Genomic DNA, 26,283 nt, shown 5'->3' with positions numbered 1-26,283 from the left:
GTCAGCCCCCCAATACCGACACCTGCAAGGCAGGCATCTCGCGCAGTTTGACCAGCACATCCGTCAACCGCTGCGCGTCCACATCCGCCCCGAGCGAGACGAGCAGCACGGTGCCCTGCTCGGCCTCGGCCAAGGATGATCCGGCCAGCGCGTCCAATGCGATTTCGTCGCCATTCAGACGCAGGGTATCGGGGCCAAGCTGCAAGAACACCGGCTTGGCATCGCTGGCCTGCGCGACCGCGCCCGAACCGGCAGCGGCCAGCGGCACCTCGGAGAACTTCGAGAAGGTCGAGGTCAGCATAAAGAACAGCAGCAGCAGAAAGATGACATCAATCAGGGAGGTCATCGACAGCCGACGTCTGCGCGTGCGCGGCCTAGCCATGTGCGGCGACCATTTCAGGCGTCGGCGCTGGCGTCGCGGCGGCAGGGGCTGGCACGTCGTTGGACGGGTTCAGCACCGTGAGGATCGCCTTATCCGCGATCACCCGCTCTGCCTCCATCCGCTGTTCCAACCAGCTGAGGATCAGGGCCGTGGGCATCGCCACCACCAGACCGACAGCCGTGGTCAGCAGCGCCACCCAGATACCCCCCGCAAGGATCGACGGATCGACCTGCGATCCGGCGGCTTGCAGCGACCGGAAAGCCTCGATCATGCCCAGAACCGTACCGAACAAGCCCAACAAGGGGGCCAGCTGCGCCACGGAATCGAGCAGACGGAAACCGGTTTCGAGCTTGGCAAAACGCGTCTCTGCCTCGGCTTGCAAACGCTCTACGCCTGCGCCGCTGCCCTTGCCGTTCGACACCATCGCCATCTTGATCACGGGGGCGAGGTAGCTTTTCGACCGGCCCAAAGCCTCGCGGGCGACGGGTCTGTCGCCCCGGTCCCATGCCTCTACCGCTTCGGTCAGCGCCTTGTGCCGCCCCACGGCAGAGCGCCAGAACTGCCAGACCTTATAGATCGCCACTGCCAACGTCAGCACGGCGACGCCCATCAGGACAACAACAACCGGCCCGCCAGTCTCGGCGATCTGGCGAAACGACGCAATCAATGCAGAGAACATATCCATCAGCCCAGAACCTCGATTGACGTGCGCGATGTGGGCAGCAGGCCGGTGTCACAGATGCCACTGGCGCTGCCGCCGGTCTCGCAGGCGTTGGCCCCATTGAACAGGATGCGGCCCAAATCTTCGCAGGTGGTTTGCGGCACGACGAACTGGCGCACGCGCGGGCGGGCCGGTGGCAGGGTGCCGAAATCAAACAGCGTCAGCCGGTCCACCTGCCCTTCGGTGTCAAAGAGCACCGCCTCGTAGATGATCTTGTCGACCGGTGTTTCCAGACCATTGGTGATCATGAAGGTCAGCTTGCAGGCATCTTCGGTGGTCTCTGCCGCGTTCAGCTCGACCGAGATTTGATCCTTGATATCGGTCTCTTGCGCGGCAACCAGCGGGGCTGCGATCACAAGGGGCAGCGACAGAATAGCGGTACGGAAACGGGACATGGGACCTCCTGACCGTGGGATGAAACGATGAGATTTTTGGCTAAGGCGCTGTGGGCACCTTTGGCTCTGGCGCGGCGCAGCGGGCAAACAGCCCTTTTGGCACAGCGCGATTGCGCCGTGCCTAGCAAAGATCACGACAAGGCGCAATCCTGACTTTAACAATCAACTATTCAGGAACGCACGCGCCAGCAACAAACCGCAAAGGTAGCCCCTGCGCCGCCCGCGTTACCGAAGCTTGCGCAGATAGGCCCAGGACACGTGACCGCGCACGCGGCGGGCCTGATCAAGCGAGACGTCGCACCAGCGCGTGCCGCCGGTTTGCTGGCAATCGTGCACCTGCAAAATGGTGCCATTGGGCAGACCAAGCAGTACGATGAACCCCGTCCCCGGCCCTGCCCGCATCTTGAGCATGTCATCCTCACCCACGCCCGTTACCTCGAAACGGCCCAAAGATCCTGCGGTGGCGGGGGTGGCCCCCAAGGTGGTCGCGATCACGATTGCCGATATGGCGGCGGTCACTGCTTTGCGCATTTTTCTTGCCCTTGTTCTGATAGCCTCGGGTTCGGTGGTAGCCTGTGGGGGCCACAAAATAAACCGTGATATCGCCCAAGGGGTCATGATCCGCCGATGCGCGGGGGCGCGGGCGTCAGATGTTGGGGACGATGAAATTGGGCGACAGACCGGCCTGCGCGACGGCATCCGTCACATCCAGCCCCGTGAGCGAGCCATAGCCCGTGACCAGCGCCGTGGCAAAGCCCGCCTGCGCGCCGCCCAGAATATCGGTATGCAGCGTATCGCCGACCATCAGCACCCGTTCGGGAGCAAGGGCGCGATTGAACCGGCCGAGGGCGATGTCAAAGACCTGCCCGAACGGCTTGCCCAGAAACACAGGCATCACACCGGTGCGATCGGCCAACCGGTGCGCAAACCAGCCCGGTTCCCGCGAAAGGCCCGTTTCACGCGGTGCCACCAGATCGGGGTTGCCCACCAGCACCGGACGGGGCGCGCGTTTCAGCGACGCCTCCAGCAATGTCTGCCGACGGTCGGTCCAGCCGTCCGCGCCCACCAGCAAGAACCCGTCCTGCGCATCGTAGCTTTCGGCGTCATCCCCCAGCACAGTCGTGTTCAGCGTCGCCAGTTCCCCCAGATCGACGGCGGGGTTGATCATCACGCCCCATCGGCACGGCGGCAGCCCCGCGATATGCGCGGTCAGCGCCTCGCGGCTGGTGGTCACCTCGGAGGCGGAGAAATCGAACCCCAGACGGGCGTAGCGCGCCATCATATGCGCCTTGGGATAGGCGGCGGAGTTTGACACCACGCCAACCGCCTTGCCCGCCGCGCGCAGCGCCGCGATGGTATCGGTCGCACCGGGGATCGCGGTTTCGCCGACGTTCAGCACGCCATAGGCGTCAAACAGGATCAGATCGAAGCGCGCCGCGATGTCGGTGAACATGCCGGTTTCCGCCAGACCGCCCGCCGCGGTGCGCGGCAGACGGTCGGCGATTTGCAGATAGCGCGCAAAGGCGCTTTGCGGGTCGACGCCGATGCTCTGGGTCACAGGATACGGCGGCGCAGATAGGCAGAGATGACTTCCCCCACCACCACCAGCGCGATGATCGCCAGCAGGATGGTCGCCACCTCGGGCCAGTTGAACGTGTCGATGGCACCTTGCAGGATGATCCCGATGCCGCCAGCGCCCACCAGACCCAGCACGGTGGATTCGCGCAGGTTGATATCCCACCGCAGAATGGCCACCGCCCAGAAGGTCGGCATCACCTGCGGCACGATCGCATAGACGATCACCTTGAAGCGCGACGCGCCCGTCGCCTCAAGCGCTTCGACGGGGCGTGTGTCGATCTCCTCGATTGCCTCGCCCAGCAGTTTACCGATGAACCCGATAGAGCGGAACATGATCGCCACGATACCGGCCACAACACCGGGCCCGAAGATCGCCACAAACAGCAGCGCCCAGATGATCGTGTTCACCGACCGCGAGGTCACAAGGATCAGCCGCCCCAGCCACAGGGTCACACGGTTGGGTGTGGTGTTCTGCGCCGAGATATAGGCGACCGGCAGCGACAGCAGCACCGCAAAGGTGGTGGCGAATGTCGCGATGTTCACCGTGTCCCACAGCACCTTGAGGATGGTCTCCAGATTGCTGGGGTCCGGCGGATACATCCGGCCAAACAGATCGGCGATCTGTTCAGGGGCACCCCAGACCCACGGCCAGATCACCTCTATCGAGGTGAGCGCCCAGGCGATGGCCAGCGCACAGCCCAGAAAGATCGCATAGCGCGTCATACGTTGCTTGAATGTGAACCGGGACCAGTCGTCGCGCCCGAATTGCGTAGAAAGTGAGGTCATTGGATACGCTTTCGGATGACGCCGCTGACGGCCTCGGAGAAAAGGATCACCCCGACGATGACGATGGTGATAGCAAGGGCAAAATCATAGTCATAGCGGCCGAAGGCATTGGCGAGCGTCGCACCGATGCCCCCTGCCCCCACGATCCCCACCACGGCAGAGGCCCGCAGGTTGGAATCAAGCTGGTAGATGGTCAGACCGATCTGGCGCGGCATGATCTGCGGGAAGATCGCGTAAGACAGCGTCGAGAAATACGGCGCACCGGCGGCGCGCATGGCCTCGACCTGACCAAAGTCGATCTCCTCGATCCGCTCGGCCAGCATCTTGGCAACAAAGCCGATGGAATAGACGGTCAGGGTCAGCACTCCGGCGAACGGCCCGAAGCCGACGGCCTTGACGAAAAGGATCGCGACAATGACCGGATGGAAGCTGCGTGCGATGATGATAAGGGCGCGGCCCAGATAGAACACCGGCTTGGGGGCCACATTGCGTGCGGACATAAAGGCGATGGGGATCGACAGCAGCACGCCAAGCGCCGTGGCCAGCACCGCGATCTTGAGGCTTTCGAGAAAGCCGTCGATCAGCAGTCCGCTGCGTTCAAAGCTCGGGGGAAAGGCCCCGCCAAAGATCTTGCCTGCGCGGCCGATACCTTCGGCGACGCGGTCCCAGTCGATGGGCATGGTCAGCCCGACCCAGCCGAAATAGGCGATGGCCCCCAGATACACGGCCCAGCGGAGCGCCGGATTGGCGATGAAGGGCGGCTTGACCCAAGTGTCGCGCGGCGCGGTCATGATGCGGCTGCCTTGTCATCCGGCCCGCCGCTGCGGTCGGCATGGGGGCTGCCCGCATAGATCGCCTCCATCGCGGCGGGGTCCAGCATGTCGGGCTTGTCGTCAAAGATGATCCGGCCATAGCGCATGCCGACGATGCGGTCGGTGTATTCCTTGGCCTCGTTCACATTGTGGATGTTGATTAACACCGGCAGCTTGAGCTCGCGCGACAGGTCGCGCAGCAGGCCCATGATCTGTTCCGATGTCTTGGGGTCAAGCGATGCGGTGGGTTCATCCGCCAGCAGGATATCGGGCTCTTGCATCAGGGCGCGGACCACGCCGACACGCTGACGTTCACCGCCCGACAGCTGATCGGCGCGGGTGTCGGCGTAATGGGCGATGCCGACCCGTTCCATCAACTCGTAAGCGCGGCGGATGTCTTGCTTGGGATAGCGCCGCGTGATGGCGGACCATGTTGAAATATACCCCAGACGGCCCGACTGGACGTTCTCCATCACGGTGAGACGATCCACGAGGTTGAACCCCTGAAACACCATCCCGATCTTGCGCCGTGCGGCACGCAGGTTCTTGCCCCGCAGGCGGGTCAGGTCGGTGCCGTTCAGCTCGATCGTGCCGGAGGTGGGTTCAACCAAACGGTTGATGCAACGCAGCAACGTGCTTTTGCCCGCACCGGAAGACCCGATGATCGACACGACGCTTTCGCCCTCGATGGTGAGGTCAAGATTCTTGAGGACCGGATCGCCAGAGCCGTAGCGTTTGACGAGGTCAGTAATTTTCAACATGTAGGATACCTTATGCGTGAGGCCGGCCCATTGGGACCGGCCTCGACAGGAAAATCATTCAGCAGCAAGGCCTTGTGGCGTGTACTCAACACCGTTGGCAGACTGGATCTGGCGAATGACGGCCCATTGGTCTTTATAGGTGATCGGGACGAATTTGCTCACGCCCGAAAACTCTTCGCCCAAAGCGGTGCCAGTGAAATCGTAGCTAAAGAAGGCTTCCTTGATCTTGTCCTTCAGCTCGGGCGTCAGGTCGTGGGCCACGCCGTAGGATGTCGTGGGGAACGGATCGCTTTCCCAGACAATGCGCACCTCGGCAGGATCATAAAGCCCGCGTTCCGCCATGCGGTCCACCACTTCGGACGCAACCGGTGCCGCATCATAGTCCCCCGCGACCACACCCAGCATGGATTGGTCGTGGCTGCCCGAGTATGTCACTTCGTAGTCCTGATCCGGCACGACGCCCAGATCAGGGAACAGCGCGCGCGGTGCCTGATTGCCGGAGTTCGACGTGGGCGATGTATGCGCGACGCGTTTGCCAGCAAGGTCGGCCATCTCTTTGATATCGCTGTCGGCTTGGGTGTAGACCTGCAGCTTGTAGCCGAACTGCCCGTCTTCGGAGCCCATGATCGCGAAGGGTTCAACGCCCGCAAGGTTCACAGCAAAGGGTGTGGGTCCGGTCGAGAAGCCCGCGATATGCAGACGGCCCGAGCGCATCGCCTCTACCTCGGCAGAGTTGGATTGCACAGCAAAGAACTGCACCTTCTTGCCGGTCACCTCGGACAGGTGGTCAATGAAGGGCGTCCAGATGTCTTCGTAGATCGCGGGATCTTCGACCGGTGTATAGGCAAAGACCAGCGTCGACGGGTCTTTGAGCATGCTTTCGTCCGTGGGCGCATCGGCTACCAGATCGCCGTTGGCGTCACAGAACATCGCGTCCAGCGCGCCGCGCTCGGCGCATTCTTCGGCCAGTGCGGTGGTGCCGGTCATGGCAAAAGCGGCCATCAGGCCCGCCGTGATAAAGCTGCGTTTGATCATCTTGTTTCTCCTCCCCGAGAATACCCGCACAGAGTGTGCTGCACGATTAATTACGCGATACGAGCATTGAAGCTTTCGATTCGCAACATTTTCCGCCTAGTAATTTGGCAAGTGCCAAATATTGACGGTCGGTTGCATCGCCTCGACCGCCGAAAGGAACCGCAGAATGGATACCGGAACGGAACGCCGAAACCTGCGCAAAGCAGAGCGCCACGCGCAAATATTGCTGGAACTGCGCCTTGCCCCGCATGTGCGTGTATCGGACCTTGCGGCCAGCTTTGATGTGACCACCGAAACCGTCCGCCGCGATATTGCCGAGCTCAGCGCGCAGGGGCTTTTGCAGAAATCCTACGGCGGGGCCTCCCCCCGCGCGCCGGGGGCGCAAAGCGTGCTGGATGAACGTCAACGCGAACATGTGGATGAACGTCGCCAGATGGCGCAGCTTGCCGCAAAACGGGTGACAGACGGGCAAACCCTGATGATCGACGCAGGCGCAACGATGATGGAATTCGCGCGGGCGCTGACCCTTTCCCGCGTGACGGCGACGGTATTAACCAACAGCCTGCAGGTCGCGATGATCTTGGGGGCCTCCGACAGGGTGCGGGTGGTCATGACCCCCGGCGACTATATGAATGCAGAGGCCGCGCTGACCGGCACTGCCACCTGCGACTTTCTGCGCGGTTTCAATGTCGACGCGTGTTTTCTTGGGGCCTCCGCGCTGGATGAAACAGGCGTGAGCGAGGCCATCGCGGGCTTTGCCGAGGTGAAACGCGCCATGCTGGACCAAAGCCGCGCCGCGCATTTCCTGATTGATGCCAGCAAGTTCGGCAAACGTCACCTGACGCAGGTAACCCCGCTAAAGCATCTAGGCCATCTGATCACCGATGCAGCCCCCAAGGACGGGCTTGCCCTAGCGCTTCGACAGCATCGCACCCCCGTGATCACCCCCGAAAGCTCCTGACAGTAACCGGCATGACCGCTTTGCGCAAAAGTCTACAAAATGCCTCGATTGCGCCCGTATTTTGTCCGTTCGATAAACAATGATGCAATCAATAAAGGGGACAAAGGCAGGCAAACCAGCAACGACAGAAAGTCGTGCGGCGGCCTACCTGGACGGAAGAGGGTGGCACTTTGCTCAATAAGTTCACGGGGTATTTAGCCTCTAAGGTATTCGTCGTTCTGACGATTGTCCTGCTCGCAAGTATCGGCGGGATTGCCTATTCTATTGTGAAGCTCGACCGCGACAATCACCTCGCCGCGCTGCGCCTTGAGGTGGAACAGGCCCTGCATTCGGTGGCCGACCAGATCCAGCTGCGTTTCTTCGAAGCCGTATTGGTGGCCAAGAACATCGAGAATACGCTTGCCGTGGCGGGGGAGATCAACGAGCGTCAGATCGCGCGTACCGTGAGCGACCTGCAGCGACACAATCCTGACGTGATCGCTGTCGCTTTGGCCCCTAACCTGTCGATTACACACAGCTTTCCGCAAACCGATAACCGCGAGACGATCGGCGTCAAATACTGGCAACTGCCCGCCCAGATGGCGAGCGTTGCCCAAGCCTACCGCACCCGCGCGCCCGTGGTGGATGACCGCGTAAACCTTGTGCAGGGCGGTACCGGCTATATCATGCATTACCCTGTGTTCCTGCCGAACGCCGAGCTGAACACCGATCAATTCTGGGGCGTCATCTCTGTCGTGATGGATCAGGAAGGCCTGCTGCAAGCCCCGCAACATGATTTCTCGGACCCCGCGCAATACAGTTTCGAGCTGCACCCGCTCAAAGCCTCTGGTCTGGTAGAGGCCCTGCCCGACCACCGGTTGAGCGCGCTGAAAGACAAGCCAGTCGTGACCACGTTCAACGTTCTGGGCACCACATGGGAAGCCGCCGTACGCCCCGCCGCGGGATGGCCGGCCTATTCACCACAAAGCCGGAACCTGGTGGGTTTCGCCCTCATTTCCGCCATATTCCTGCTGGGCGTGCTGCTGGCTTTCCGCCGGATGGCGCTGAACCAGACCAACGCGCACGCCCTGCTGGCCGAGGCCATCGACGCGATCGACGAAGGCTTTATCGCGTTTGACGACAAGGAACGGGTGATGGTGGTGAACCAGAAGTACCGCGACTATCACCCCCAGATCGCCGATCTGATCGTCCCCGGTGCCACCATGGGAGAGCTTGTGGTCAACTGGGCCAACCGCACCGAAAGCCTCAGCGGCTCGAAAAGTAAACAGGCCTGGGTACGCGAGCGGCTGCAACGTTTCCGCAATCCGGGTCAGGCGTTCTTGCAAGACATCGGCAACGACAATTGGCTCAAGGTGACAGAAGCAAAGACCCCCCACGGCTATACCGTCGGCATCTGGACGGATGTGACCGCCGAGAAGCGCGCGCAAGAAGCCGCTGAAGCCGCCGACCGCGAGAAGACCGAGTTCCTGAACAACGTTTCGCACGAACTGCGCACCCCGCTGACCGTGATCTTTGGCCGCGCATCATTCATGCGGCACAGTGATAAGATGCCTCAGGCGCAGCGGTTGATGTCAGCGCTGACCGCCGATGGCAGCGGCTGTCCGAAATCGGCTGCCGCCGCGATAGAGTACCAGAAGTTCATCACCGATCAGGGTGCCGGAATCGCGGAATCATCGCAGCATATGATCCGCCTTGTGGAAGATCTGCTGGACTGGACCAAAGTATCCCGCGGCCAGCTGGAGCTGGACATGGCCCCCACCCAGTTGGACGAGATCGCCCGCACCGTCACGCAAGAACTGCAACCCGCCGCAGAGGCAAAAGGGCTGACCCTCACCTATGCCGGCGACGGCCCTGCTGCTACCGTAGCGGATAAGGTGCGCGTCAAACAAATCCTGTACAATCTGATTACAAATGCGATCAAATTCACCAGCGAAGGCAAAATCCACCTGTCGATGCTACATTCCGCCGACGAGATCGTGTTCAGCGTCACCGACACCGGCAACGGCATCGCAGAGGAGGACGCGAGCCGCGTGTTCCAGCGTTTCCAACAGGTTGACGGGTCCATGACACGGCAAAACGGCGGTTTGGGGCTGGGGCTGGCCATCTCCGAGCAGCTAGCAGAGCTGCACGGCGGATCGCTGTCACTGGAAAGCAAACTGGGCGTGGGCAGCACCTTCAGTCTGACGCTGCCCTGCACCGGCGCGACCGATAACCAGAAGACGGCTTGAAGCGCAGAAGGGCGTGGTACTTTAAATTCTAACGATAAATATTTGGGCAAGCGCCGGTTTCGCGCATATGATGACCTAGCGTAACGATGATCCTGTTTATGACCTGAAATTTTTCCAAGGGCATTTTCATTGGACCTCAAAACAAACAGCTATGTCGTGGACAACAAAGATCGGATCATCTCTGTCGGGTCCGAATGGGACGCCTTCGCCATAGAGAATGACGCGCCGGGGGCGACCTCCACCCATGTGCTGGGGCGGGAGATTTGGGATTTCGTCGAAGGGGCCAACACCCGTACCTATCTGTTCGGCGTGTTTCAGGCCTGCCGGATCGAACAGCAACTGTTCAGTATCCTTTACCGCTGTGACGGGCCGGATGTGCGGCGGTTGTACCGGCTGACGATCTGGCCCTCCCCCGACGATAGCCTGACCATCGGCAGTATGCTTGTCCACGCGATCACCAGCCCCCCTCACCCTACGGTCAGCGCCTTCGAGGAATACTACGATACCACGCGATGTTCGGTCTGCTGTGCATTCCAGATCGGCGACAAATGGATCGATCTGCGCACCCCGCCAGATGCGGATAACTTCGCCAAAAGTTATTCCATCTGCCCCACCTGCAAAGACGCCGCACAGGTGGAGTTTGCGCGGATGAAACGAAAATCAAACATCATCCCCCTACCGCGAGCCAAGCAGTGAAGCGCGCACAAAAGTGGGAAATGCATCGCGGATGCGGCGACGCCTAAAGTTGTCAATGTATTGAAATCAGGGAATAAGTGGTGCCCCCACACGGACTCGAACCGCGGACCTACTGATTAGGTAATCCCCCCATTTTTAATGGGGTCCAGCCGTAGAATTCAGGCGGCTGTTTTCAGTTTCATGGCGGGTGTCATGCCGCCGATACCCATGTTGGGTCGCTCGTTGTTGTAAGTCCAGAGCCATTCAGTTGCTTGGTCTTGTGCCTCCTCGATGGTTTCGAAGATGTATTGCCCAAGCCATTCGCCGCGAACGGTGCGGTTGTAGCGTTCAATGTAGGCATTTTGTTGTGGCTTGCCTGGCTGGATGTATTCCAGTCGAACATTGCGTTTTTCGGCCCATTCCATCAGCTTACCACTAATATATTCTGGGCCATTATCGACGCGAATTGTCTGCGGTTGACCGCGCCATTCGATGATCTGGTTTAAGCTTCTGACCACTCTCTCTGCGGGCAGCGAGAAGTCCACTTCGATGCATAGGCCCTCACGATTGAAGTCATCCAGCACGTTCAATGTCCTGATCGAGCGCCCATCTGCCAGCTGATCCGCCATGAAATCCATCGACCATGTCTCATTGGGCTTATCAGGCACAGACAGGGGTTCCGGTTTGTCCCGCTTCAAGCGTTTCTTGGGCTTGATACGCAGGTTTAGCTCCAGCTCGCAGTAGATCCGATAGACCCGCTTGTGGTTCCAGCCGTAACCCTGGACGTTGCGCAGATACAGAAAGCACAGGCCGAAGCCCCAGTTGCGCTTGTTTGCTGTCAGACGTTCCAGCCAATCGGCGATCTCTTCATTCTCATTGCTCATTACAGGGCTGTGTCTATAGCAGGTCTCGCTGATCTCGAACGCCCGGCACGCTGACGCGATGCTTACGCCGTGTCGTGCGACCGCATTCCTGGCCATCTCTCGACGCAGAGACGGCCTTAACGCTTTTTTCCAAGGGCTTCCTTCAGCAGATCATTCTGCATGCTCATCTCGGCATACATGCGCTTCAGACGACGGTTCTCTTCCGCCATATCCTTCATCTCGGACATCAAGGACGCGTCCATGCCGCCAAACTTAGCGCGCCACTTATAGAAACTGGCGCTGCTCATGCCATGCTCACGGCACAGCTCAGAGACCGGCACACCGCCCTCCGCCTGCTTCAACACTGCCATGATTTGCGCGTCGCTGTATCGTCCGTTCTTCATCGTAAATCTCCTCAGATATCTTGCCGAGAAAATTCTACTTTTGAACACCTCTAATTTTAGGGGGGATTACCATTACAAATACCTAGGGCTAGACGCTAACCGCTTGTTGGCAAAACGATAGTTGCGGTGGGCGTCCAGCGTTACAAGGATTTTGCAAGGGTCACACTAAGCTTCCAGAAGTTCTTGTATCCAAGGATGATCATCGCTCCGCTCTGCACGCAGCAAAAACCGCATATCGCCGCTAAACGGGGCTTTGGGGTTGATCATCCTCATAAGGCGCCTCGCCACTTCCTGAAAATCGCTTTTTCGGGTGATGTCTTTGGCGGCTTCGACAAACCGACGCTTACCTTCCTCAATATCCGCAAAGAGCTTAACGGCCTCGGTGTGCCGTCTCTTGCAGGTTGGCTCATAGTGAAGGTGAAGTATCTCAATTGACTGTTCTGCGCGGAGCTTGTCAGTCGGATCATCACTTGTGGCGCAAGGTTTTCCATCCTCCCGCTGACATCCAAGCAATTTGCAATCAGTTAGCACGCAAGGGTCCAGCAATACCGGTTCCTCTTGAGCGAGGGGCCCGTTCGCATACAAGCGATTTGCCTCGGTGACTAGGGGGAAACGATCCGCCTTACCGCCTACGGTCACTGAATCAACACCCTTTCGCCTGCTATTGCAGAAAGTACATGCGTATCGAAAGTTCCGTTGATCAAAAGCCAACCATCGATATCCAGAGTGAGGATGAGCTGCGTCGCTTACTCTTCCTTTGGGGCGAAAATGGTCAACTGCGTTGTCGGAGCGCTCTACCGGTGTCTCACAGAACCAACATTTGTCATGAAGAAGATCGGCCAGCCCGTTTTTTAGATCGCGCCAGACGTTCGCGTAGTTGTCAATATCATCACCATTCGCCACGGCTTCTGCAGCAGCGGTTGCTCTAGCAATCCACCCGGGCGGCAGAGCGAGCATTGCAACGTCTACATATCTCACGAAGTTTAACCCTCGACCTCTTTGGAGGCTTCGGAAACGAGCTCTTCAACGAGCTGCCTTGCAAGCGCTTCTCTTTCCTTGCGGGGAAGTGCAACCACTTGTTCTGCAAGATCATCGGAAGAATTGGCATTAAACAAATTGGTCAATGTTTCATTCCTAAGTCTCAGGTATCTTGAGTATTCGTCATCGGGATGGAAAAAATGAAAGCCTAGCCTGGAAAGCTCTACATTGATCTCGTCCAAGTCTGCCTGCTCGACATCTGTCAAGTTTGCTTTCGAAGCGTATATACGTTGTTTTTCTAGTAAAATTTGAGTTGGCTTATCCATTGAGGAAGCGATACCGAACATGTCGCTGGTAACAATCGCAGCATAGCCAAGCCCACGTGGATCCATTTCGGGATGGAAAGCCACAATTTTGTAGCTTTCGCTATCTCGAGATAGTCTCAGAATTTGAACTTGTTCCTTGTCCAACTCCGCGATTGCCAGAGGGTTATGAGTGGTTAAAAGAATATGGCTAGCATCCTGCTCTTGGTCTTCTTCAGAGACAAATTGTTTCAAATAGGAAATGTAGTCAACGCACCACCTTGGGTTAAGGTGAGTGTCGGGCTCGTCAAGTAAAAAGAGACCTTCGCTATCCGCCGTAAAACGCAACAACCCGAGAACAGTAAGAAGTTGCTGTTCTCCTTCGCTTAGCTCTCTAAATGTCACACTACCATCGCTGTTCCGAAGCCTAATTTTGATACGAACTTCGTCAATAAGCTGGGAAACATGCGTGCTCTCGAGGTCTCTAAAAAACTCAGCAGCAGGTTGCTCACCCACCAAACGGCGCAGGGCATCAACATCCTTGACATAGAGATACTTGAACTGAAGCTTTTTCTTATTCCAAAGGGATACCGGCTCAGTCCGACTTATCTCGATGGGTGCTAAAGCAATGTTATATAGACGATCAAGAAAGCTACTCACGACACCACGTGCATTCCAAAATCGAGGATCACCATCAGATGCCTTAGAATTCCACGGCGGTTGGCGGAGTACAAAAAGCACAGACTCGATTCCCTCGATCGGATCGATCCCTAGGTGGTCCACCAAGAAATCCCGCACGTTTTCAGACTGCTGAATTAGAAATGCCAACAAGACGAATTGGCTGTGAACTGGCTGAGCAAAGAATAGTCGCTTCAATCCGGGGTCTTTACCGCCACGCAGGTCGCTATCATAGCGCTCCAAATACGGGCTGAACACTTCGTGCATTCTAGTGCTTTCACCCGAATAATAGCTGAACACATATCGTGGTAAGTATCTGTCCTCCTCCTTTAAAAAGACACTAAGGGAAATCTTCTTGCCTCGCTTAGCACTTACCTCAGGCTCACCCTCCACAAATGGTAGCAACGTCCCCGCTCCCCTAGCCTCGGCATCGTCAGCGACGTGAATAATAAATGGCTCTTTCGCTCTGTCGGGATCGGCATCAATTTCAATGTGACGCGTAGCTTCTCCGCTATCCATTCTGTAATGTAGTAAAAAGGCAAACTCTGGTGACCTCTTGCGCATGATTAGATCTCGAAAGATCACCGCCAACGCTTCCAGGACATTAGATTTACCAGTGCCGTTCCAACCGATAACCACGGTTACCCAGTGATTTTGGTCGAAATCAATGGTGACATCTTTAAGGTTTTTGAATTGGTGGGTTGGGCTGTTCTTCGCGCTTCCGATTTTGATCTTATCCAGTCGCATTGATCACGCAGCCCTAAGCTTTAATTGGTCATATTGTTTGCGACCATCTTTATCTCGCACCGCTCGAACTTCGAGACGCCCAGATTTATCCAGCACTCTCAATTGAGCATAAATGGCTTCGATTTCAGTAGTTTCGGAACCTTCGACAATTCCGCATCGACTGAATGCTTCTTGTGCTGGAATCCAGTCCATTGCTTCTTCCAGAACTTCTACCAAACTCTTGGCCGTCAATTTGCCAACCTTTCTCTTCCTCGTATTGTGAGGCGATTTTCGCGTCGGTGCCGCCTGTCCCTCTACTGAGACCCGAGCCAGTATCCTGCTTGCGGGTTCATCATCTGGGTTTTGTCGCGCGAGTTCACCACGAAAAGCTTTGGACAAAATGGCTGCATCTAGCTCCGGCAGCAACTTAGATGCGGCAGCTTGTTCAGAAGAAATACGTTCAAGCCATGCGAACGCGGCATCTATGCGATTAACTATTTCAACGGCTTCGTCACTAGGAGGTACTGGCACCGGCAGAGCCGCCAGCTTTCGTTTACTGATTGACGCGAGATTCGTGGTTTGCGTTCCCTGATCAACGAAATACTGCTGACCCATTTCGTTAGCATAGTGCGATACAAATTCAGGAGGTAAAGAACTGTCCTTCAAACGAATACGAAAAACATGGTTTTGATGAATGCAATCTGCGATCTGGTTATTCCAAACCCATCCTCTCCCCAATTTGTCCCGGTCTCCTCCTTCGTTCATGAGAATATCCCCCATCCTTAGGAGGAGACGTTCTTTTTCTTGAGGCGTAACACCTATCGTTTTTATTTCTTCAAGGTCGAGCCATCCACGCTGAACATTGGCAACACGCAGATACGGAACCTCAACTAAATCGGTGCTTGAGGAACGTTTTTTGCCAACTTGTACCCCACCTTGGATTTCACTAATTTCTCCAAGAGGTTTAACTGCCCAGCTGTCAGGTATATTCTCAACACCTGTTCCTTTCCGCGAATGTTCGCCTCTAAAATCACTTGTGAGCTGACCAGTAAACGCTAACCGCAAGAAACAGGATTTGTATTTAGCGACGAGTTCCGGAATTCGACTCAACTCGTCGTGAGCGCGATCCGTGCGCCCAGTAAGTATGTCGAGTTTCTCGACAATACGTCTTTGTTCCAAACTGGGCGCAATACGCAACGGGTAGGATTTAAGACGGTTAAAATCAAGGCTCTCAACAGTAGTTCCAGCTTTGGCGCACGCATCAAGAATGTCGTCAGCATCCGCCTTTAGATGATATAGAACGTATTCTGGATCAATCCCCGAGAAAAGTGTGAGAGCTTTTATATCTTGATTAAACGCGACGTCTTTATTCGCTAAGGCCACTGGCAACGAGTGCCGCAAAATACCGCTGCGAGTCACTATTAATAGGGAGTTTTCGGCAACAACACGAGTCGTGGAGTTTTCTATCCCCAAATCAGTGACATAGTCCTTCGTATCACCAATTCGGTCTGCCTTCATATCCTTAGGTGATACCCATGGCGTACTTCCACCATTCCAATAGCTAGGGTTTCGTTTGGAGGGAGTTCCACCACCAAACCAATCGCCACAACGGCCCAAGGGGATTGTTACCCATCCATCAGGTAAATTAGGCATGGTTGTTTTCATCCAGCTCATTGATGGCCGCTTCCATTTCTCCTACTGCTGAACGTAAGTGACTAAGAATTGCAGAAGCGATATCTTCAGGTGCACCGATTATGTCGCCAGCGTCGTTAACCTCTTCGCGAAGCCAAGAAATATCCAAATTTTCGTTACGTTCAGCAATTTCTTCACGGGAAAAACAACGGAAACGGCCCATCTCACCCTGATCCTCACGCGAGGACCTACCCAATGGGTCTTCACCAAAACAGCGTTCAAATTCTGTAAAGTGTTCAGGTTTCAATTGATTGTTTTTCCCGAAAGTCGGCATATTAGAACGCAAGTCATAAAACCAGACGTCTTCAGTGCTTTTTTCTCCGTCCCGGCTGAAAAACAGGACATTGGTTTTCACTCCTGCACTGGAGAAAATGCCTTTCGGAAGCCTTAAGACAGTATGCAAGTTGCAGCTTTCCATAAGGTCTCGTCTAACGAGTTTTCCCACACCTTCTTCGAACAGGGCGTTGTCAGGCAGTACAACTGCCGCCCTTCCACCTGTCTCTAGACAGAGATAGATATGCTGAAGGAATGCGAGCTGCTTATTCGCGTTGGGGTACGGGATATCCGCACGAAGTTTGCGCCTGCTGCCAGCTTTGTTGCCAAATGGGGGGTTGGCTAAGACAAGATTAGCCGATTGAAAGCCTGCCCCATCGTCGGTCAGCGCATCACCATAGAATACTTCCGCATCAAGGCCATTGAGAAACGTGTTCATCAGGCAGATTCGGCGAGTATTCTTTTCGATTTCAGCGCCTTGGTACTTTGGAGGGTTTTTTGAATATGCACTGTCGGAGTTGCCAGACCTGATAAATTGATCAGCCGCAATTAAGAACCCACCACTACCCGCCGCAGGATCTTGTATCATTTCCCCCAGCCTAGGCCTCATAACCTTAACCATAGAGTTTACCAAGGGACGTGGCGTGAAGTACTGACCAGCTCCAGAGCGTACATCCTGCGAACTCTTCTCAATCAACCCCTCATAAATTTGACCAAAACGATCATCTGAAAGATCGTGCCACTCGATTTCCGTAATGCCGTCGATGACCGCACGCAAATTTTCCGAATGGGAAAACACGGTTGTTGGAAATGCATAGATCGCCCTTATGATCTCGCTTTCTGCGCTAGTACCCAAATGAGTTAGCATTTCCTGATAAAACCCCAGCAGGCCGTCTTCTGGATGATTAACCAAGTCATTCCAACGAAATTTGGCAGGTAGAAGCCGTTCTACACCGTTTTCCTGAGCTATTTTTAGAAACAGCAGATAGGTCAGTTCGGATACATACTGATGGTAACTGATCCCATCGCCGCGTAGAATATGGCACAGGTTCCAAATACGTTGGACTACATTTTCGTTCTTCATGGAGGTACCGTTCCGGCGAATTTCTTGAGACTTGATAGCGTAGGGTTGGCTAAGGGTACAGCAGGCCGTGCCCACAGCGCGCTATATTTTCTCTCCACCCCAGAAAAGACTTGCAGTGTGCGTGTGTTGCCCGGCACCCGATACCTTACTGCCAGAAACCTAAAGCAGCCTCTTAGCCTTTTCGTTAAGCCCAACCATGCAGTCGGTGTTCAACGCCACCGTGCTGCGCGCCCAGATGCGTAACCCGCAGATAGGCGAGAGCCGCCGCAATCGCGCGGTCAGCGTGGTGCCCCTTGCCGCCGCCAGCCAGCACAAGGTTTCCAGCACTGGTCGAGGTCAGTTCGAAAGACGCGATCTCATTGATCAAATCTTGCTTGCCGCCGAGATCATCGGCGACGGTCAAACCACCGGTCTCTACCCCGGCAGCGAGGTTCTCTACCAACAGCGATTTGGAGCAGCGCACCGTATTGCCGTCGCGGGTGATGGCTGACCCGGCAGTGATCACGACGCCCAAGTGTTCGATACCCGCCTGATCCAGAACCGATGAGAACGGCTGTCCAAGGCCCGATGCGTCAACTGTCAGCGTCCAGTGCGGGATTTTCAGCAGCCGCTTGGCGAGGTAGTCGGCGAGGTCGGTGTAGGAGAAAAGCTGGATGGTCTCTTGGAACACGACGGTCGCCTGACGCGGCCCCAATTCCTGTTCGAAACCGCGCCCCGTGAACTGCTGATAGCATTCGTCCCGCACCACGACGATGGCCGATGGGTCATTGCGCCCAAGGTCCATGCCGACGTGATGGCGAACCCAGCCTCGTTTATGCGTCCCGGCTGCTGCCGGATCAGAGTTCGATGGCAACGTGACCGTGCCATCCTTGTGAAAGATGAATTCTGGTTTTGCCATGGTTACACAAGCTCCAGTGCTTTGACGTTTGGATTGGACGCCTTCTCAAGCGCCTCCCAAGAAACCAGCGGCGTTCCCGCACCGATGAATTCGCAAAGGTGTTCACGCCGGAAGGTCGCCTCAGACATCGTTGCCTTGTCGAACTCGACCTGCGCCTTGCGCCGTGGAATGTCGATGGATCGCGCCGTGATGCGGCGCACCCGCTTTGCGGATGTCCAAGTCTCATAGAAATACCCCTGCCGCATGTTCGGGGTGCTGAGCAGGAATATCCGCCCGGTCTCTTTGCGCATCGGGAAGAACGCGGTCAGCGCATCATCATCCAGAAAGCACGCCTCATCCGCGATGATCGTGTCTGCTGTCATACCGCGCGCCTGATCAGTTGCCGGGACAACGATGATCCGCCCGCCATGCCGGGGATGCGCTTCTAGTTCGGTCTGAGTCTGGCGCACGATGGGTGGACAGAACGGATCGGTGTTCTTGTATTCCAGAATGCGTCGGAACAACTCGGTTGATTGGCGCAGTGACGGGGCCGTCAGGATCACCGTCTTGCCGCGCGAAAAGTCGTCATAACCGAGACCGCCCGCCGTGGTCGATTTTCCCGACTGGCGACCACTCAGAGCAAGGATCATCCGATCCGCCTCGTTTGAACGCGGATCCGAGCGCAGCAGATCAACCTGCCAAGCATCCGGTTCACCGATGGCAAGGCGGAAGCGCTCGACGGGATCGAGCGAAACGGTCAGCCCTTGCAGGAAGGACAGCAGATGAGGATCAGGGGCGGTCATCAATCAGAACCGATTCCTTGATCACGCCCATCCGGTCCATCTCGTCCAGAAAGTCGTGCTTGGCGTCCGGGTGGTTTTCCAGAACCCGCATGATGATCTGGCGCAACTGAATGAACTGCGGGCTCTCGTTGAGGTTCAGATGGATGTCCATCTTCTTGTTCAGCTTGCCGTGCAGGTCAGCCAGCGCCATCAGCGATTGCCGCAACTCTTTCAGCGTGCCGAGACGCATCGCCTTTTCGTCGTCATCCTTTGCGTCTTGCAGCAGCGATTTCAATTCGCGCAGAACCCATTTCAGGTCCTTGTCCGTGTCTTCGCCGAATTCGTCGATCATTTCGCCGCGTGCTTTGAAGTCAGCAATTTTTGCATCATGTGCGGCTTGCGCAAGGATACCTAGACGTTCTTCTTCGCCCACATGCTGCGCCATGAACCGGCTGACGGACGTGGTCGAGATTTTGAACTTGAGGTCGCGTTGCAGGTCTTTCGTCACCCGGTCCATGGAACGCCGTCCGAGAACGATATCTCGGACGACATCCTGCCGAACCTTATCGGGCAGGTTCAGGAGTTTATGCTGCTGACCCCGGCTCATTCGTCGCGAACAATTTCAAGGTCAACGCCACGGTCGGCGGCCAGCTTCTTCGCTGACCGATACTTGACCGGGTCGCGCGCGTCGGCTTTGGACAGCTTGATATTCTGACCCTCAGAGCCGAATTGCATCAAACCGTTCTTGTCGGTCTGTTCCTGCTGCTGTTTGGCCTCAAGACCGGCGAGCAGCTTCTTTGTCGCCTCAAGTTCGTCGACCGATTTCTTCTGCTTGAGTTCATCCAGCAGTTCGTCGTTCTTTTTGACGACGCCCTGAATCTGGGCCTCCACGGATTCCGCAATTTTGGGAAGGATTGCCTCAACCATTTTACCGGAGAGGGATTCGATCAGCTTTGCAGCCTGATCATCGTTACTTTCTGCCATTGGTGTGCTCCATAATGAAAAAGCGAGACGGGAAAATCACTGAAACCCGCCTCGCTCCTTTTCATCAGATAGGGAACACTGCGAGCCCCCGGCTCACGTCATGCTCATTGACGCTGGCCCCTATCCGGCGCAGGCCGCAACCGGAAGTTTAGGTACAACTTGCCATTCAGGACCCAGCTTCTCGACAAGCCCAAGGCGCTGTAACCGATCAAGGTGCACTCGGATCGTTGTCGTATCGAAATCACCGTCTGTTGCGAACACAAGCTGCCGGATGGTCAGGGGTGCGTCTTTGAGAGCGTGCAGAAGCAGGTCATGGGTCAGCGTCTTTTTGATGCGTGGCAGTTGGATGGGTTGGGGATCAGTTCGCTTGATACGCTTGGGCGCTGGTGGTCGCGATTTCATCTCTCGCCATATCGCACGCGATTGTGCGGCACCCTTTTCCCGCATTTTGGCTTTGTCACCGCGAGGTCTGGAAACGTCGAACATTGCCGCCAGCAACGCGTCGTTGCCCTCAAGGAACGCAACAACCCGGTGCTGTAGTTGGGTTTCCTCTAACGCTGCCATATCGCACCAGTTACGGCGCGACTGCGCCCATTCACCGGCTTGGTCAGTAAGAAAAGCGATAGCGTCACGCTTATCTTTTTCATTTAGCTGGGATGACGCCCCGGCGACGTTCAGCAGGTCAAGCAGCGCGTTCACGATGACCGCCGCTGCAAGTTGTGACGTTGGTGTCTGACGGGTCGGGTCTGCCGTCTCGATCATGGGTTACGTCACTCCGGGCAGGATGGTTTCGTCCTCGTCGATCATGTCTTTTTCGTCGTCGAGCGTCCGGTTCACGTCCATCAGTTCGCCCTTCTTGACGTTCATCAGGAAGGTGTCATGGGAGATTGCGCCCGCCTGCCAAGATTTGAGCAGTGCGGTTAGGACTGCAGGGTCCATCTGAGCCGTTACAAAGTCACGGTGCAGGAACACTTTGACCTGATCTGAGGTGCCCGGTTGTGTCCATTCAGCAGCCAACTTGAGCAGCTTGCGAATGCCTTCTTCGACCATGACGACCGACGAATGCAGAAGGGACAATTCGGACCGGTGGCGCAGCTTGGCCGTGTCGGTCGTTTCGTTGCGGCCTTTGCCGTCGTAGACCATCCGCGCGCCCAAGGTCGCCATCTGGGCCGTCAGATCGTCCAGAGCCGTCTTCTGCGCCGCAATACCAGCGCCCGTGAATTCCAGCATCCCTGCGGTCGCGCCTTGAGGCAGGACCCAGAATGCGCCACTGCCGATCTGGGTCGGCTTGTTGTCTTCGCTGATGCTGCCCGCGATCCAAGGTGTCGGTTGGGATGTCAGGAACAGCGACCAATAGTAATCCGCGGAAACGCGCCAGTGAGCCAGGTTGACGTTGACGAGGTCGAGGAACGGCGGCTTTTCCACATCGACTTTTAGGTTGTAGGGCGAGATGACAACTGCCGGGATATGGTCCAGATGCTTGCCGTTCACCACCGGCGTAATCGGCTCGTGAATTTCGACCTCTTGGCTGGAACCATCGGTTTTCGAACGGGTCACATGGTAACGCCGCACAGTGTAAACAGGGTCGAGGGTCAAGACGAGGTGTTGTTCGACGCCGCTGTCTTCCAGTTCGGCATCATCCTCATGCAGGCGCAGATAAGTCAGTTTTTGACGCCCCTCGACCAATTCATTGCGCCAGTCCAGAATCGACTCGGCGTCAAAGGTCGAAATTAATGGTGCCGACGCAGGCGCGGCCCCTTCCTGCGGATAGTCGAGGACCAGAGCGCGGCGTCCGATGGACATCACCTCGTGCAATGTGTCGTCAATCAAGGTGGTGATCGAATTGCCTTCGAACGTCGCGGTATCCCGCATCGGTTCGAGCCGGGTTGGCAATTCGATCACCGGGGCGTTGCGCGTTGCCGCGCCAACGAGGCCACGCAGTGTGCGCTCTGCAACGGCGTAGAAGGAACCGCCGGTGAGATAGCGCGTGAACTGCGATTGGGTCATGCCTTCGGGTCTGGGCAGATAAATCTCGCCCTGCTTTTTCAGGCGATCTTCGCCTTCGATCACATCGCGGATTTTGTCATATTCGATCCTGCGGTCGTGGTATGAGCGGTGATAGATTTTGGTCATGTCAAATCACGCGCGATGACCGTCCACGGAATTTCGAACCAGCTGTCTTTGGCAACGCGGTGAACACGAACTCCGTTTGCTGTCTTGTCGGCCAAGACGCCGTGGAATTCGGAGCGGGGTTTGTCATCGTCCGATTTGAACGCGGCCAAGATCAGGGCTTTCGCGTCTACGGGCGTGATTGGTAATGGCAGATGTGTGGAAGTGTGGATGTCGATCCCCACCAATCGGCAGCCCTCCGGGCTTTCAACGATCTGAAACTCTTGCATTGGGGGCTCCCCGGTGAAGTGATGCCGGGTGGGCCTGAAAGGTCAGAGGCCCAGAAGGGACGATTAAAGAACCCCTGATCGGCGAGCACCCACCCGGCGCGAAACTGCCCGCATTTCGACATACAACCCAGCGTTGGTCCGGTGTTACCGGAAGTTTAGGTACAACTCGGGAAGAATGTGGGACTCGCAGAGCGCGTCAGAGAGGCAGGTTTGTAGGTCGTTGGGCATGACGGTGGGGGAAATGCGCGCTATGGGCGTCAGCGCCGAGCAGAGCGGGCGATACGGCGGACTAATGAGCCGGAGGCGAGACTAGGGTTTGATGGGCGTGGGGAAAACGTGGAAATTGTGATCTTCTGTCTTCGTGGGGGCGGGTCAGGATCGCTCAGAGAAAAGGGGTGGTCGCGGTGGTTGACCGCGATAAACCAGTCGAATCCGGCGTTACAAGGATTGTCACAAGGATTGCGAGCAGGATTGTGCTTTTAGTTCAAAAGGTTGGGTGGTTGGACCAACTGATAAACCATCACTTGCTGTAAGCAATTGTGCGCAGATGACGGATATCTTCCGGGAGTCAGGGACAGAAAAACCTGCGTGACCGCAGTAGAACGTGCGCGCACACGCGTACATAAAAAAATGATGATGAGATTTTACGGTCACTTTCACAAAATCTCATCATCATTTTTTTATGCACATGCGTGCGCGCGATGGTAATAGACGCAGTGTTTGCAGTCCCGAGACACTGCACACTGGCACCTATAACTCGGTTATATCCACCCACATCCCAAGTTAGATAACGCCCTTTCTGGCGATATGATGCCCAGCATCAACCCAATGAACGGAGTGACCCGATCCGATGCCCTTTGACTTCGAACCCACCGAAAACAACTTGCCCCAAACCGCAATGGAACGCGCCCGCGATTTGCAGGCACGTGGTTTCACGCCAGCGACAATTGCTGTTGCGTTGCGCCCCTACTGCAGGTTGATGCAGGAGCGCAATAATGTGCTGCGTGAACTACTCGCGTAGATGCAAATTGCTGATCTCGGCTTCGATACGGTCGAGATCAGCCTTCGCTTTCGCCTCATGTTCAGAGCCGGGTGCTGAGTACTCATAGCGATGTCTTGCGCCCCGGCGTTCATCCAACAATTCATCTCGCTCACGCTCATAAGAATTGCGGATGTCCACATCTCGCCCAGTGGTACGAGCTACTTCGAAGGCATAGGCGAACCAATAATCACCCGAGTCCCAGCCCTGCTTTTCACGTTCGTTCGGATCGCGCCAATTCTGACCATCCTGAGACACGGCAACAATTTCTGTAGCAGATTCAATCTCGCGTGTGTCAGCATTCCACCAGCGCGTCTCGCTTTCGCGATACCAGATGTTGTACAAAGGAACGTTCATATCTTTTGAACAGCGTTCTTGCCTCCGGTCACCCCACTGGTGTTCGGAGATTGCTGGTCCTGGATCGAACTCTGGCGGCTTACGTGGGATAGCCCTTGGAAAGCCGCTCTCAAGCAGTTTGCCGAAATGCGCGTGCGCTTGCTGCACGAAATAGTCGCGGTGTTTTTCAACGCCTTTTGATTTCCGCAGAGCATTGGGGATAGCGAAGTCGAGCAATTCCAAGCTGTGCATTTCAACTAACAGGCACTCGTCGACCATCATGTCGCGAACCTGATCTGCTGATAAGCCTTCCTCAAGCCGGTCCTTGCACCAAGTGTCCCACGTGTGAAGATGCGAACGACCACCTTGTTGGCTCTGTCGTTCACGTTCAGTCGCGAAAGTGTATCGACGGGCAAGAGCGACCTGCTCTTGCAGCTTTGCCCACCATGCATTCACTCGCTCATGAACGTCAGCAACTTTCTTCTTACCCATAGGTCTGTTTGAAAACCATGCACGGAACGCCGAAGGTGACGCCTCGGGTTGCAGCGCCTCCATCCACCAATCTGCCGACCGGAGTGATTTCATCCACTGGTGCAGGTTTTCCTCGGGTGGCGCTTCAGGCAGATATTCCCACGGACGATCTCGCTGGTGATCATATAGGCTTTCGAGGGCGCGAACGATGCCGTTCCAAACCTCCTGCCCATCAAGCGCGCGATGCCACGTGCTATAGTTCTTGGCTTCGTCGAACGGGTCATCTTCAAAGTCCTTGTTGCAGAGATCGACGATGCGCTTTGTTGAGCTATTGAAGCCAAGCAGCGCCTTTGCATCAACAAATCGTTCGAGTTCTACAACTTCGCCATACCGATCAAATCTCTCTTTTATTGGCATCAGCTCTGCTCCCTCATCCATGCGACCACATCATCACGCAGGTAGCGAACTACCCGGCTTGTCGGTTGCGAGTAAGGCGGACCAAAGGCGTCTTTGCGCCAGCGGAACAGCGTTTCCGTTGTGACGCCAAGAAACGTCGCCGCTTCTTCTGGATTCATTACTTGGGGTGGGTTTGCGCGGATCATATCCACGCGCAGGTCAGCCAACTGCTGACCAATCTCTTCGATGGTCATGTGTGCTCCATGGTTTAGATGAAACCCACGTGACCGCGCGTACTTCCTCCCTCCGTATCCCTAGTCGCAATGCTAGGGCAGTTCGGCGCGATCTACCGGCCTTGAATAGGCTACCAAGGCGAGTAGGTAAGTGAATTCAACTTAGGCGTGCTTCCGACCAATTTCAACAACATTGCAAGGTGCATCCTCAAGTTGCTTATTGATCGCCTCAGCAATCGCGTCAGCGCCGCGCTTCTGCTCATCAAAGCTCGGCTCGCCATAATGCCCGAGCATACGCAGGTCATTGTCTGTCAGCGTCTGCTGGGCGAGCCAGCGGTGCACATGGCGCGGACAAACCTCACGCGCCGCTGTCATCCAGAAATGCCGCAGGTCGCCGGGGTTGGTCATTTCGAGCCCATCCATCTGGCCGAGGTGTTTACGCTTGTCTCCGATGATGCGCCGAGACGGAAACACCCAATCGCAATCCTCGTACCTGATCCTTTTAAGCCGTTTGAGCATCCGCACCGCATCATCTGACACGGCGATCCTGCGGTCATAGGTATGCTTACTGCGCCGGAACGTGATTGCCCCGTTCTTAAGATCAACCTGATCCCACGTAAGGGCGCGGAACGTCTCCTGACGAAACCCCGTGTACCAAGTCAGCATCCACCAAAGACGGATATGCTCGTTCGGTATCTGCTCAATCTCGGCCCAGCGATCCGCCCAAGGCATGGACAGATCAAGTTTGCCGGTTTCGACGCGGCTCTTGATCGTGGTGTTGTCCAAGAGCGATGGAATCGGCAGCGCCAAGGCGCAAAGCCGATTGACGAAACGAACCACTGCCCCAGCCAGAACAGATGCCGTGCGCGCGCCATGCGGGCGCGTCAATTGCAGAGCATTCAGGTACTGATTGATCTCAAGGATCGGCAGTTCGTCTACGTGAACATCTGCCCAGCGCGCGAAACGCAGCTTGAATGTGTTGCGGTAATCCTTGGCGGTTTTCTCGACCATCGGAGCCTTGCCCGACGCCCGTTCACTGGTGCGGTGTTCGATGTACTGCTCCAGCGCCTCGGCAAACGTCGGGATACCAAGAACCGCCTTCTGAGTTTCGCGCTCATCCTTTGTGAGCACATTGCCCCCGTGGATATCGAGCAGCGTTGCCCCCATCTGCTTCTTGGCCCAAGCGCAATGCGCGCCCTTGCTCGCCCACTGCGCCAGCTTGACCGACCGCGTTTTTTGCGCGCCAGAATCCCACTTGGTTACGTACCAAGTTTTAACGCCGCTCTTGGTCACGCAGAGGCGTAACCCCTTGCAGGACGGATCTGAGAACCATGTTGTCTTGGTTGTGGACAGCGACTTGAGCGTCGAATCCGTGAACTTAATCTGCGGCATACCATGTCCTTGTAATGACCGTTTCGTTACAAGGTTCATG

Annotated in this window: 27 protein-coding genes and 1 tRNA gene; 4 read left to right on the top strand and 24 right to left on the bottom strand. The window is 56.3% G+C overall.

What is annotated here, in order from left to right; translation table 11 throughout:
* Window position 1: 1 nt before the first annotated feature.
* The 9 genes from EE36_RS12515 to phnD all read right to left on the bottom strand — a co-directional run bounded on the left by EE36_RS12515 (window position 2) and on the right by phnD (window position 6,470).
* A complete protein-coding gene (locus tag EE36_RS12515) occupies window positions 2-382 on the bottom strand; it encodes an ExbD/TolR family protein (RefSeq protein WP_367577057.1) in 381 nt (126 codons plus the stop codon).
* Window positions 375-1,067: a MotA/TolQ/ExbB proton channel family protein gene (locus tag EE36_RS12510; protein ID WP_005852770.1), complete on the bottom strand. Its 693-nt coding sequence runs from the start codon at window positions 1,065-1,067 to the stop codon at window positions 375-377. The genes EE36_RS12515 and EE36_RS12510 overlap by 8 nt, the downstream gene beginning before the upstream one ends.
* Window positions 1,067-1,498, bottom strand: coding sequence for a hypothetical protein (locus EE36_RS12505; RefSeq protein WP_005852769.1), 432 nt, complete (start codon window positions 1,496-1,498; stop codon window positions 1,067-1,069). The genes EE36_RS12510 and EE36_RS12505 overlap by 1 nt, the downstream gene beginning before the upstream one ends.
* A 225-nt stretch (window positions 1,499-1,723) precedes the next feature.
* Window positions 1,724-2,029, bottom strand: coding sequence for a peptide-binding protein (locus tag EE36_RS12500; protein ID WP_005852768.1), 306 nt, complete (start codon window positions 2,027-2,029; stop codon window positions 1,724-1,726).
* 115 nt (window positions 2,030-2,144) lie between these two features.
* Window positions 2,145-3,056, bottom strand: a complete 912-nt coding sequence (locus EE36_RS12495; RefSeq protein WP_005852766.1) for an HAD-IIA family hydrolase — start codon at window positions 3,054-3,056, stop codon at window positions 2,145-2,147.
* On the bottom strand, window positions 3,053-3,862 hold the full coding sequence (phnE, locus tag EE36_RS12490) for a phosphonate ABC transporter, permease protein PhnE (RefSeq protein ID WP_005852764.1): 810 nt from the start codon (window positions 3,860-3,862) through the stop codon (window positions 3,053-3,055). The genes EE36_RS12495 and phnE (EE36_RS12490) overlap by 4 nt, the downstream gene beginning before the upstream one ends.
* Complete coding sequence (phnE, locus tag EE36_RS12485; RefSeq protein WP_005852762.1) at window positions 3,859-4,653, bottom strand: phosphonate ABC transporter, permease protein PhnE; 795 nt, start codon at window positions 4,651-4,653, stop codon at window positions 3,859-3,861. Before phnE (EE36_RS12485) ends, phnE (EE36_RS12490) begins: the two co-directional genes overlap by 4 nt.
* On the bottom strand, window positions 4,650-5,435 hold the full coding sequence (phnC, locus tag EE36_RS12480; protein WP_005852760.1) for a phosphonate ABC transporter ATP-binding protein: 786 nt from the start codon (window positions 5,433-5,435) through the stop codon (window positions 4,650-4,652). Before phnC ends, phnE (EE36_RS12485) begins: the two co-directional genes overlap by 4 nt.
* Window positions 5,436-5,489: 54 nt before the next feature.
* Window positions 5,490-6,470: a phosphate/phosphite/phosphonate ABC transporter substrate-binding protein gene (gene phnD, locus EE36_RS12475; RefSeq protein ID WP_005852758.1), complete on the bottom strand. Its 981-nt coding sequence runs from the start codon at window positions 6,468-6,470 to the stop codon at window positions 5,490-5,492.
* 166 nt (window positions 6,471-6,636) lie between these two features.
* Here phnD and EE36_RS12470 point away from each other — a divergent pair, with 166 nt between their 5' ends.
* The 3 genes from EE36_RS12470 to EE36_RS12460 all read left to right on the top strand — a co-directional run bounded on the left by EE36_RS12470 (window position 6,637) and on the right by EE36_RS12460 (window position 10,355).
* A complete protein-coding gene (locus tag EE36_RS12470; RefSeq protein ID WP_005852756.1) occupies window positions 6,637-7,431 on the top strand; it encodes a DeoR/GlpR family DNA-binding transcription regulator in 795 nt (264 codons plus the stop codon).
* A 170-nt stretch (window positions 7,432-7,601) separates the two neighbouring features.
* Complete coding sequence (locus EE36_RS12465; protein WP_005852750.1) at window positions 7,602-9,659, top strand: ATP-binding protein; 2,058 nt, start codon at window positions 7,602-7,604, stop codon at window positions 9,657-9,659.
* Between the two features lie 129 nt (window positions 9,660-9,788).
* Window positions 9,789-10,355, top strand: a complete 567-nt coding sequence (locus EE36_RS12460) for a hypothetical protein (RefSeq protein ID WP_005852748.1) — start codon at window positions 9,789-9,791, stop codon at window positions 10,353-10,355.
* A gap of 78 nt (window positions 10,356-10,433) precedes the next feature.
* Here EE36_RS12460 and EE36_RS17495 read toward each other — a convergent pair.
* Window positions 10,434-10,522: transfer RNA gene (locus tag EE36_RS17495), tRNA-Phe, on the bottom strand.
* A protein-coding gene (locus EE36_RS12455) for an IS3-like element ISSusp2 family transposase (RefSeq protein WP_156785536.1) occupies window positions 10,514-11,601 on the bottom strand; the annotation gives its coding sequence in 2 pieces (ribosomal slippage) (window positions 10,514-11,340 and window positions 11,340-11,601; 1,089 coding nt in all). The genes EE36_RS17495 and EE36_RS12455 overlap by 9 nt, the downstream gene beginning before the upstream one ends.
* A 195-nt stretch (window positions 11,602-11,796) precedes the next feature.
* Between EE36_RS12455 and EE36_RS17490 the strand changes: the two genes are divergently transcribed.
* Window positions 11,797-12,036 carry a hypothetical protein gene (locus EE36_RS17490; RefSeq protein WP_156785535.1) on the top strand — a complete coding sequence of 80 codons (240 nt, stop codon included), beginning with the start codon at window positions 11,797-11,799 and terminating at the stop codon, window positions 12,034-12,036.
* 548 nt (window positions 12,037-12,584) lie between these two features.
* Here the strand turns inward: EE36_RS17490 and EE36_RS12440 are convergent.
* From EE36_RS12440 to EE36_RS12380, 13 genes are all read right to left on the bottom strand, one after another.
* Window positions 12,585-14,306 carry an AAA family ATPase gene (locus EE36_RS12440; RefSeq protein WP_005852743.1) on the bottom strand — a complete coding sequence of 574 codons (1,722 nt, stop codon included), beginning with the start codon at window positions 14,304-14,306 and terminating at the stop codon, window positions 12,585-12,587.
* 3 nt (window positions 14,307-14,309) lie between these two features.
* Window positions 14,310-15,959: a restriction endonuclease subunit S gene (locus EE36_RS12435; protein WP_156785534.1), complete on the bottom strand. Its 1,650-nt coding sequence runs from the start codon at window positions 15,957-15,959 to the stop codon at window positions 14,310-14,312.
* Window positions 15,931-17,334 (bottom strand): N-6 DNA methylase, encoded by a 1,404-nt coding sequence (locus EE36_RS12430; protein ID WP_005852741.1) that lies wholly within the window; start codon window positions 17,332-17,334, stop codon window positions 15,931-15,933. The genes EE36_RS12435 and EE36_RS12430 overlap by 29 nt, the downstream gene beginning before the upstream one ends.
* Before the next feature lie 184 nt (window positions 17,335-17,518).
* Complete coding sequence (locus tag EE36_RS12425) at window positions 17,519-18,232, bottom strand: hypothetical protein (protein WP_005852739.1); 714 nt, start codon at window positions 18,230-18,232, stop codon at window positions 17,519-17,521.
* Window positions 18,233-18,234: 2 nt separating this feature from the next.
* Window positions 18,235-19,014: a terminase family protein gene (locus EE36_RS12420; protein WP_005852738.1), complete on the bottom strand. Its 780-nt coding sequence runs from the start codon at window positions 19,012-19,014 to the stop codon at window positions 18,235-18,237.
* Window positions 19,001-19,510 carry a hypothetical protein gene (locus EE36_RS12415; RefSeq protein ID WP_005852736.1) on the bottom strand — a complete coding sequence of 170 codons (510 nt, stop codon included), beginning with the start codon at window positions 19,508-19,510 and terminating at the stop codon, window positions 19,001-19,003. The genes EE36_RS12420 and EE36_RS12415 overlap by 14 nt, the downstream gene beginning before the upstream one ends.
* An 86-nt stretch (window positions 19,511-19,596) precedes the next feature.
* Complete coding sequence (locus tag EE36_RS12410) at window positions 19,597-19,977, bottom strand: hypothetical protein (RefSeq protein ID WP_005852735.1); 381 nt, start codon at window positions 19,975-19,977, stop codon at window positions 19,597-19,599.
* A 120-nt stretch (window positions 19,978-20,097) separates the two neighbouring features.
* Entirely contained in the window at window positions 20,098-20,739 is a 642-nt protein-coding gene (locus EE36_RS12405) for a hypothetical protein (RefSeq protein ID WP_005852733.1), read from the bottom strand.
* 3 nt (window positions 20,740-20,742) lie between these two features.
* Window positions 20,743-22,110, bottom strand: coding sequence for a DUF4055 domain-containing protein (locus EE36_RS12400; protein ID WP_005852732.1), 1,368 nt, complete (start codon window positions 22,108-22,110; stop codon window positions 20,743-20,745).
* Entirely contained in the window at window positions 22,107-22,376 is a 270-nt protein-coding gene (locus tag EE36_RS12395; RefSeq protein WP_005852730.1) for a hypothetical protein, read from the bottom strand. The genes EE36_RS12400 and EE36_RS12395 overlap by 4 nt, the downstream gene beginning before the upstream one ends.
* A gap of 1,009 nt (window positions 22,377-23,385) precedes the next feature.
* A complete protein-coding gene (locus EE36_RS12390; protein ID WP_039911877.1) occupies window positions 23,386-24,660 on the bottom strand; it encodes a hypothetical protein in 1,275 nt (424 codons plus the stop codon).
* A complete protein-coding gene (locus EE36_RS12385; RefSeq protein WP_005852726.1) occupies window positions 24,639-24,872 on the bottom strand; it encodes an AlpA family transcriptional regulator in 234 nt (77 codons plus the stop codon). Before EE36_RS12385 ends, EE36_RS12390 begins: the two co-directional genes overlap by 22 nt.
* A 141-nt stretch (window positions 24,873-25,013) precedes the next feature.
* Window positions 25,014-26,243, bottom strand: a complete 1,230-nt coding sequence (locus tag EE36_RS12380) for a tyrosine-type recombinase/integrase (RefSeq protein WP_005852724.1) — start codon at window positions 26,241-26,243, stop codon at window positions 25,014-25,016.
* Window positions 26,244-26,283 lie beyond the last annotated feature (40 nt).

Origin of the sequence: Sulfitobacter sp. EE-36 (assembly GCF_000152605.1) — a bacterium.
In the GTDB taxonomy this organism is placed as follows: Bacteria; Pseudomonadota; Alphaproteobacteria; order Rhodobacterales; family Rhodobacteraceae; genus Sulfitobacter; species Sulfitobacter pontiacus.
This window is presented reverse-complemented; position numbering and strand designations above follow the sequence as displayed.

Excerpts from the sequence above, each read along its gene's own strand:
- EE36_RS12515 (WP_367577057.1), bottom strand. The coding sequence starts at position 382 with ATGGCTAGGCCGCGCACGCGCAGACGTCGGCTGTCGATGACCTCCCTG.
- EE36_RS12510 (WP_005852770.1), bottom strand. The coding sequence starts at position 1,067 with ATGGATATGTTCTCTGCATTGATTGCGTCGTTTCGCCAGATCGCCGAG.
- EE36_RS12505 (WP_005852769.1), bottom strand. The coding sequence starts at position 1,498 with ATGTCCCGTTTCCGTACCGCTATTCTGTCGCTGCCCCTTGTGATCGCA.
- EE36_RS12500 (WP_005852768.1), bottom strand. The coding sequence starts at position 2,029 with ATGCGCAAAGCAGTGACCGCCGCCATATCGGCAATCGTGATCGCGACC.
- phnE (WP_005852764.1), bottom strand. The coding sequence starts at position 3,862 with ATGACCTCACTTTCTACGCAATTCGGGCGCGACGACTGGTCCCGGTTC.
- phnE (WP_005852762.1), bottom strand. The coding sequence starts at position 4,653 with ATGACCGCGCCGCGCGACACTTGGGTCAAGCCGCCCTTCATCGCCAAT.
- phnC (WP_005852760.1), bottom strand. The coding sequence starts at position 5,435 with ATGTTGAAAATTACTGACCTCGTCAAACGCTACGGCTCTGGCGATCCG.
- phnD (WP_005852758.1), bottom strand. The coding sequence starts at position 6,470 with ATGATCAAACGCAGCTTTATCACGGCGGGCCTGATGGCCGCTTTTGCC.
- EE36_RS12470 (WP_005852756.1), top strand. The coding sequence starts at position 6,637 with ATGGATACCGGAACGGAACGCCGAAACCTGCGCAAAGCAGAGCGCCAC.
- EE36_RS17490 (WP_156785535.1), top strand. The coding sequence starts at position 11,797 with ATGATCATCGCTCCGCTCTGCACGCAGCAAAAACCGCATATCGCCGCT.
- EE36_RS12440 (WP_005852743.1), bottom strand. The coding sequence starts at position 14,306 with ATGCGACTGGATAAGATCAAAATCGGAAGCGCGAAGAACAGCCCAACC.
- EE36_RS12435 (WP_156785534.1), bottom strand. The coding sequence starts at position 15,959 with ATGAGCTGGATGAAAACAACCATGCCTAATTTACCTGATGGATGGGTA.
- EE36_RS12430 (WP_005852741.1), bottom strand. The coding sequence starts at position 17,334 with ATGAAGAACGAAAATGTAGTCCAACGTATTTGGAACCTGTGCCATATT.
- EE36_RS12425 (WP_005852739.1), bottom strand. The coding sequence starts at position 18,232 with ATGGCAAAACCAGAATTCATCTTTCACAAGGATGGCACGGTCACGTTG.
- EE36_RS12420 (WP_005852738.1), bottom strand. The coding sequence starts at position 19,014 with ATGACCGCCCCTGATCCTCATCTGCTGTCCTTCCTGCAAGGGCTGACC.
- EE36_RS12415 (WP_005852736.1), bottom strand. The coding sequence starts at position 19,510 with ATGGACCGGGTGACGAAAGACCTGCAACGCGACCTCAAGTTCAAAATC.
- EE36_RS12410 (WP_005852735.1), bottom strand. The coding sequence starts at position 19,977 with ATGGCAGAAAGTAACGATGATCAGGCTGCAAAGCTGATCGAATCCCTC.
- EE36_RS12405 (WP_005852733.1), bottom strand. The coding sequence starts at position 20,739 with ATGATCGAGACGGCAGACCCGACCCGTCAGACACCAACGTCACAACTT.
- EE36_RS12400 (WP_005852732.1), bottom strand. The coding sequence starts at position 22,110 with ATGACCAAAATCTATCACCGCTCATACCACGACCGCAGGATCGAATAT.
- EE36_RS12395 (WP_005852730.1), bottom strand. The coding sequence starts at position 22,376 with ATGCAAGAGTTTCAGATCGTTGAAAGCCCGGAGGGCTGCCGATTGGTG.
- EE36_RS12390 (WP_039911877.1), bottom strand. The coding sequence starts at position 24,660 with ATGGATGAGGGAGCAGAGCTGATGCCAATAAAAGAGAGATTTGATCGG.
- EE36_RS12385 (WP_005852726.1), bottom strand. The coding sequence starts at position 24,872 with ATGACCATCGAAGAGATTGGTCAGCAGTTGGCTGACCTGCGCGTGGAT.
- EE36_RS12380 (WP_005852724.1), bottom strand. The coding sequence starts at position 26,243 with ATGCCGCAGATTAAGTTCACGGATTCGACGCTCAAGTCGCTGTCCACA.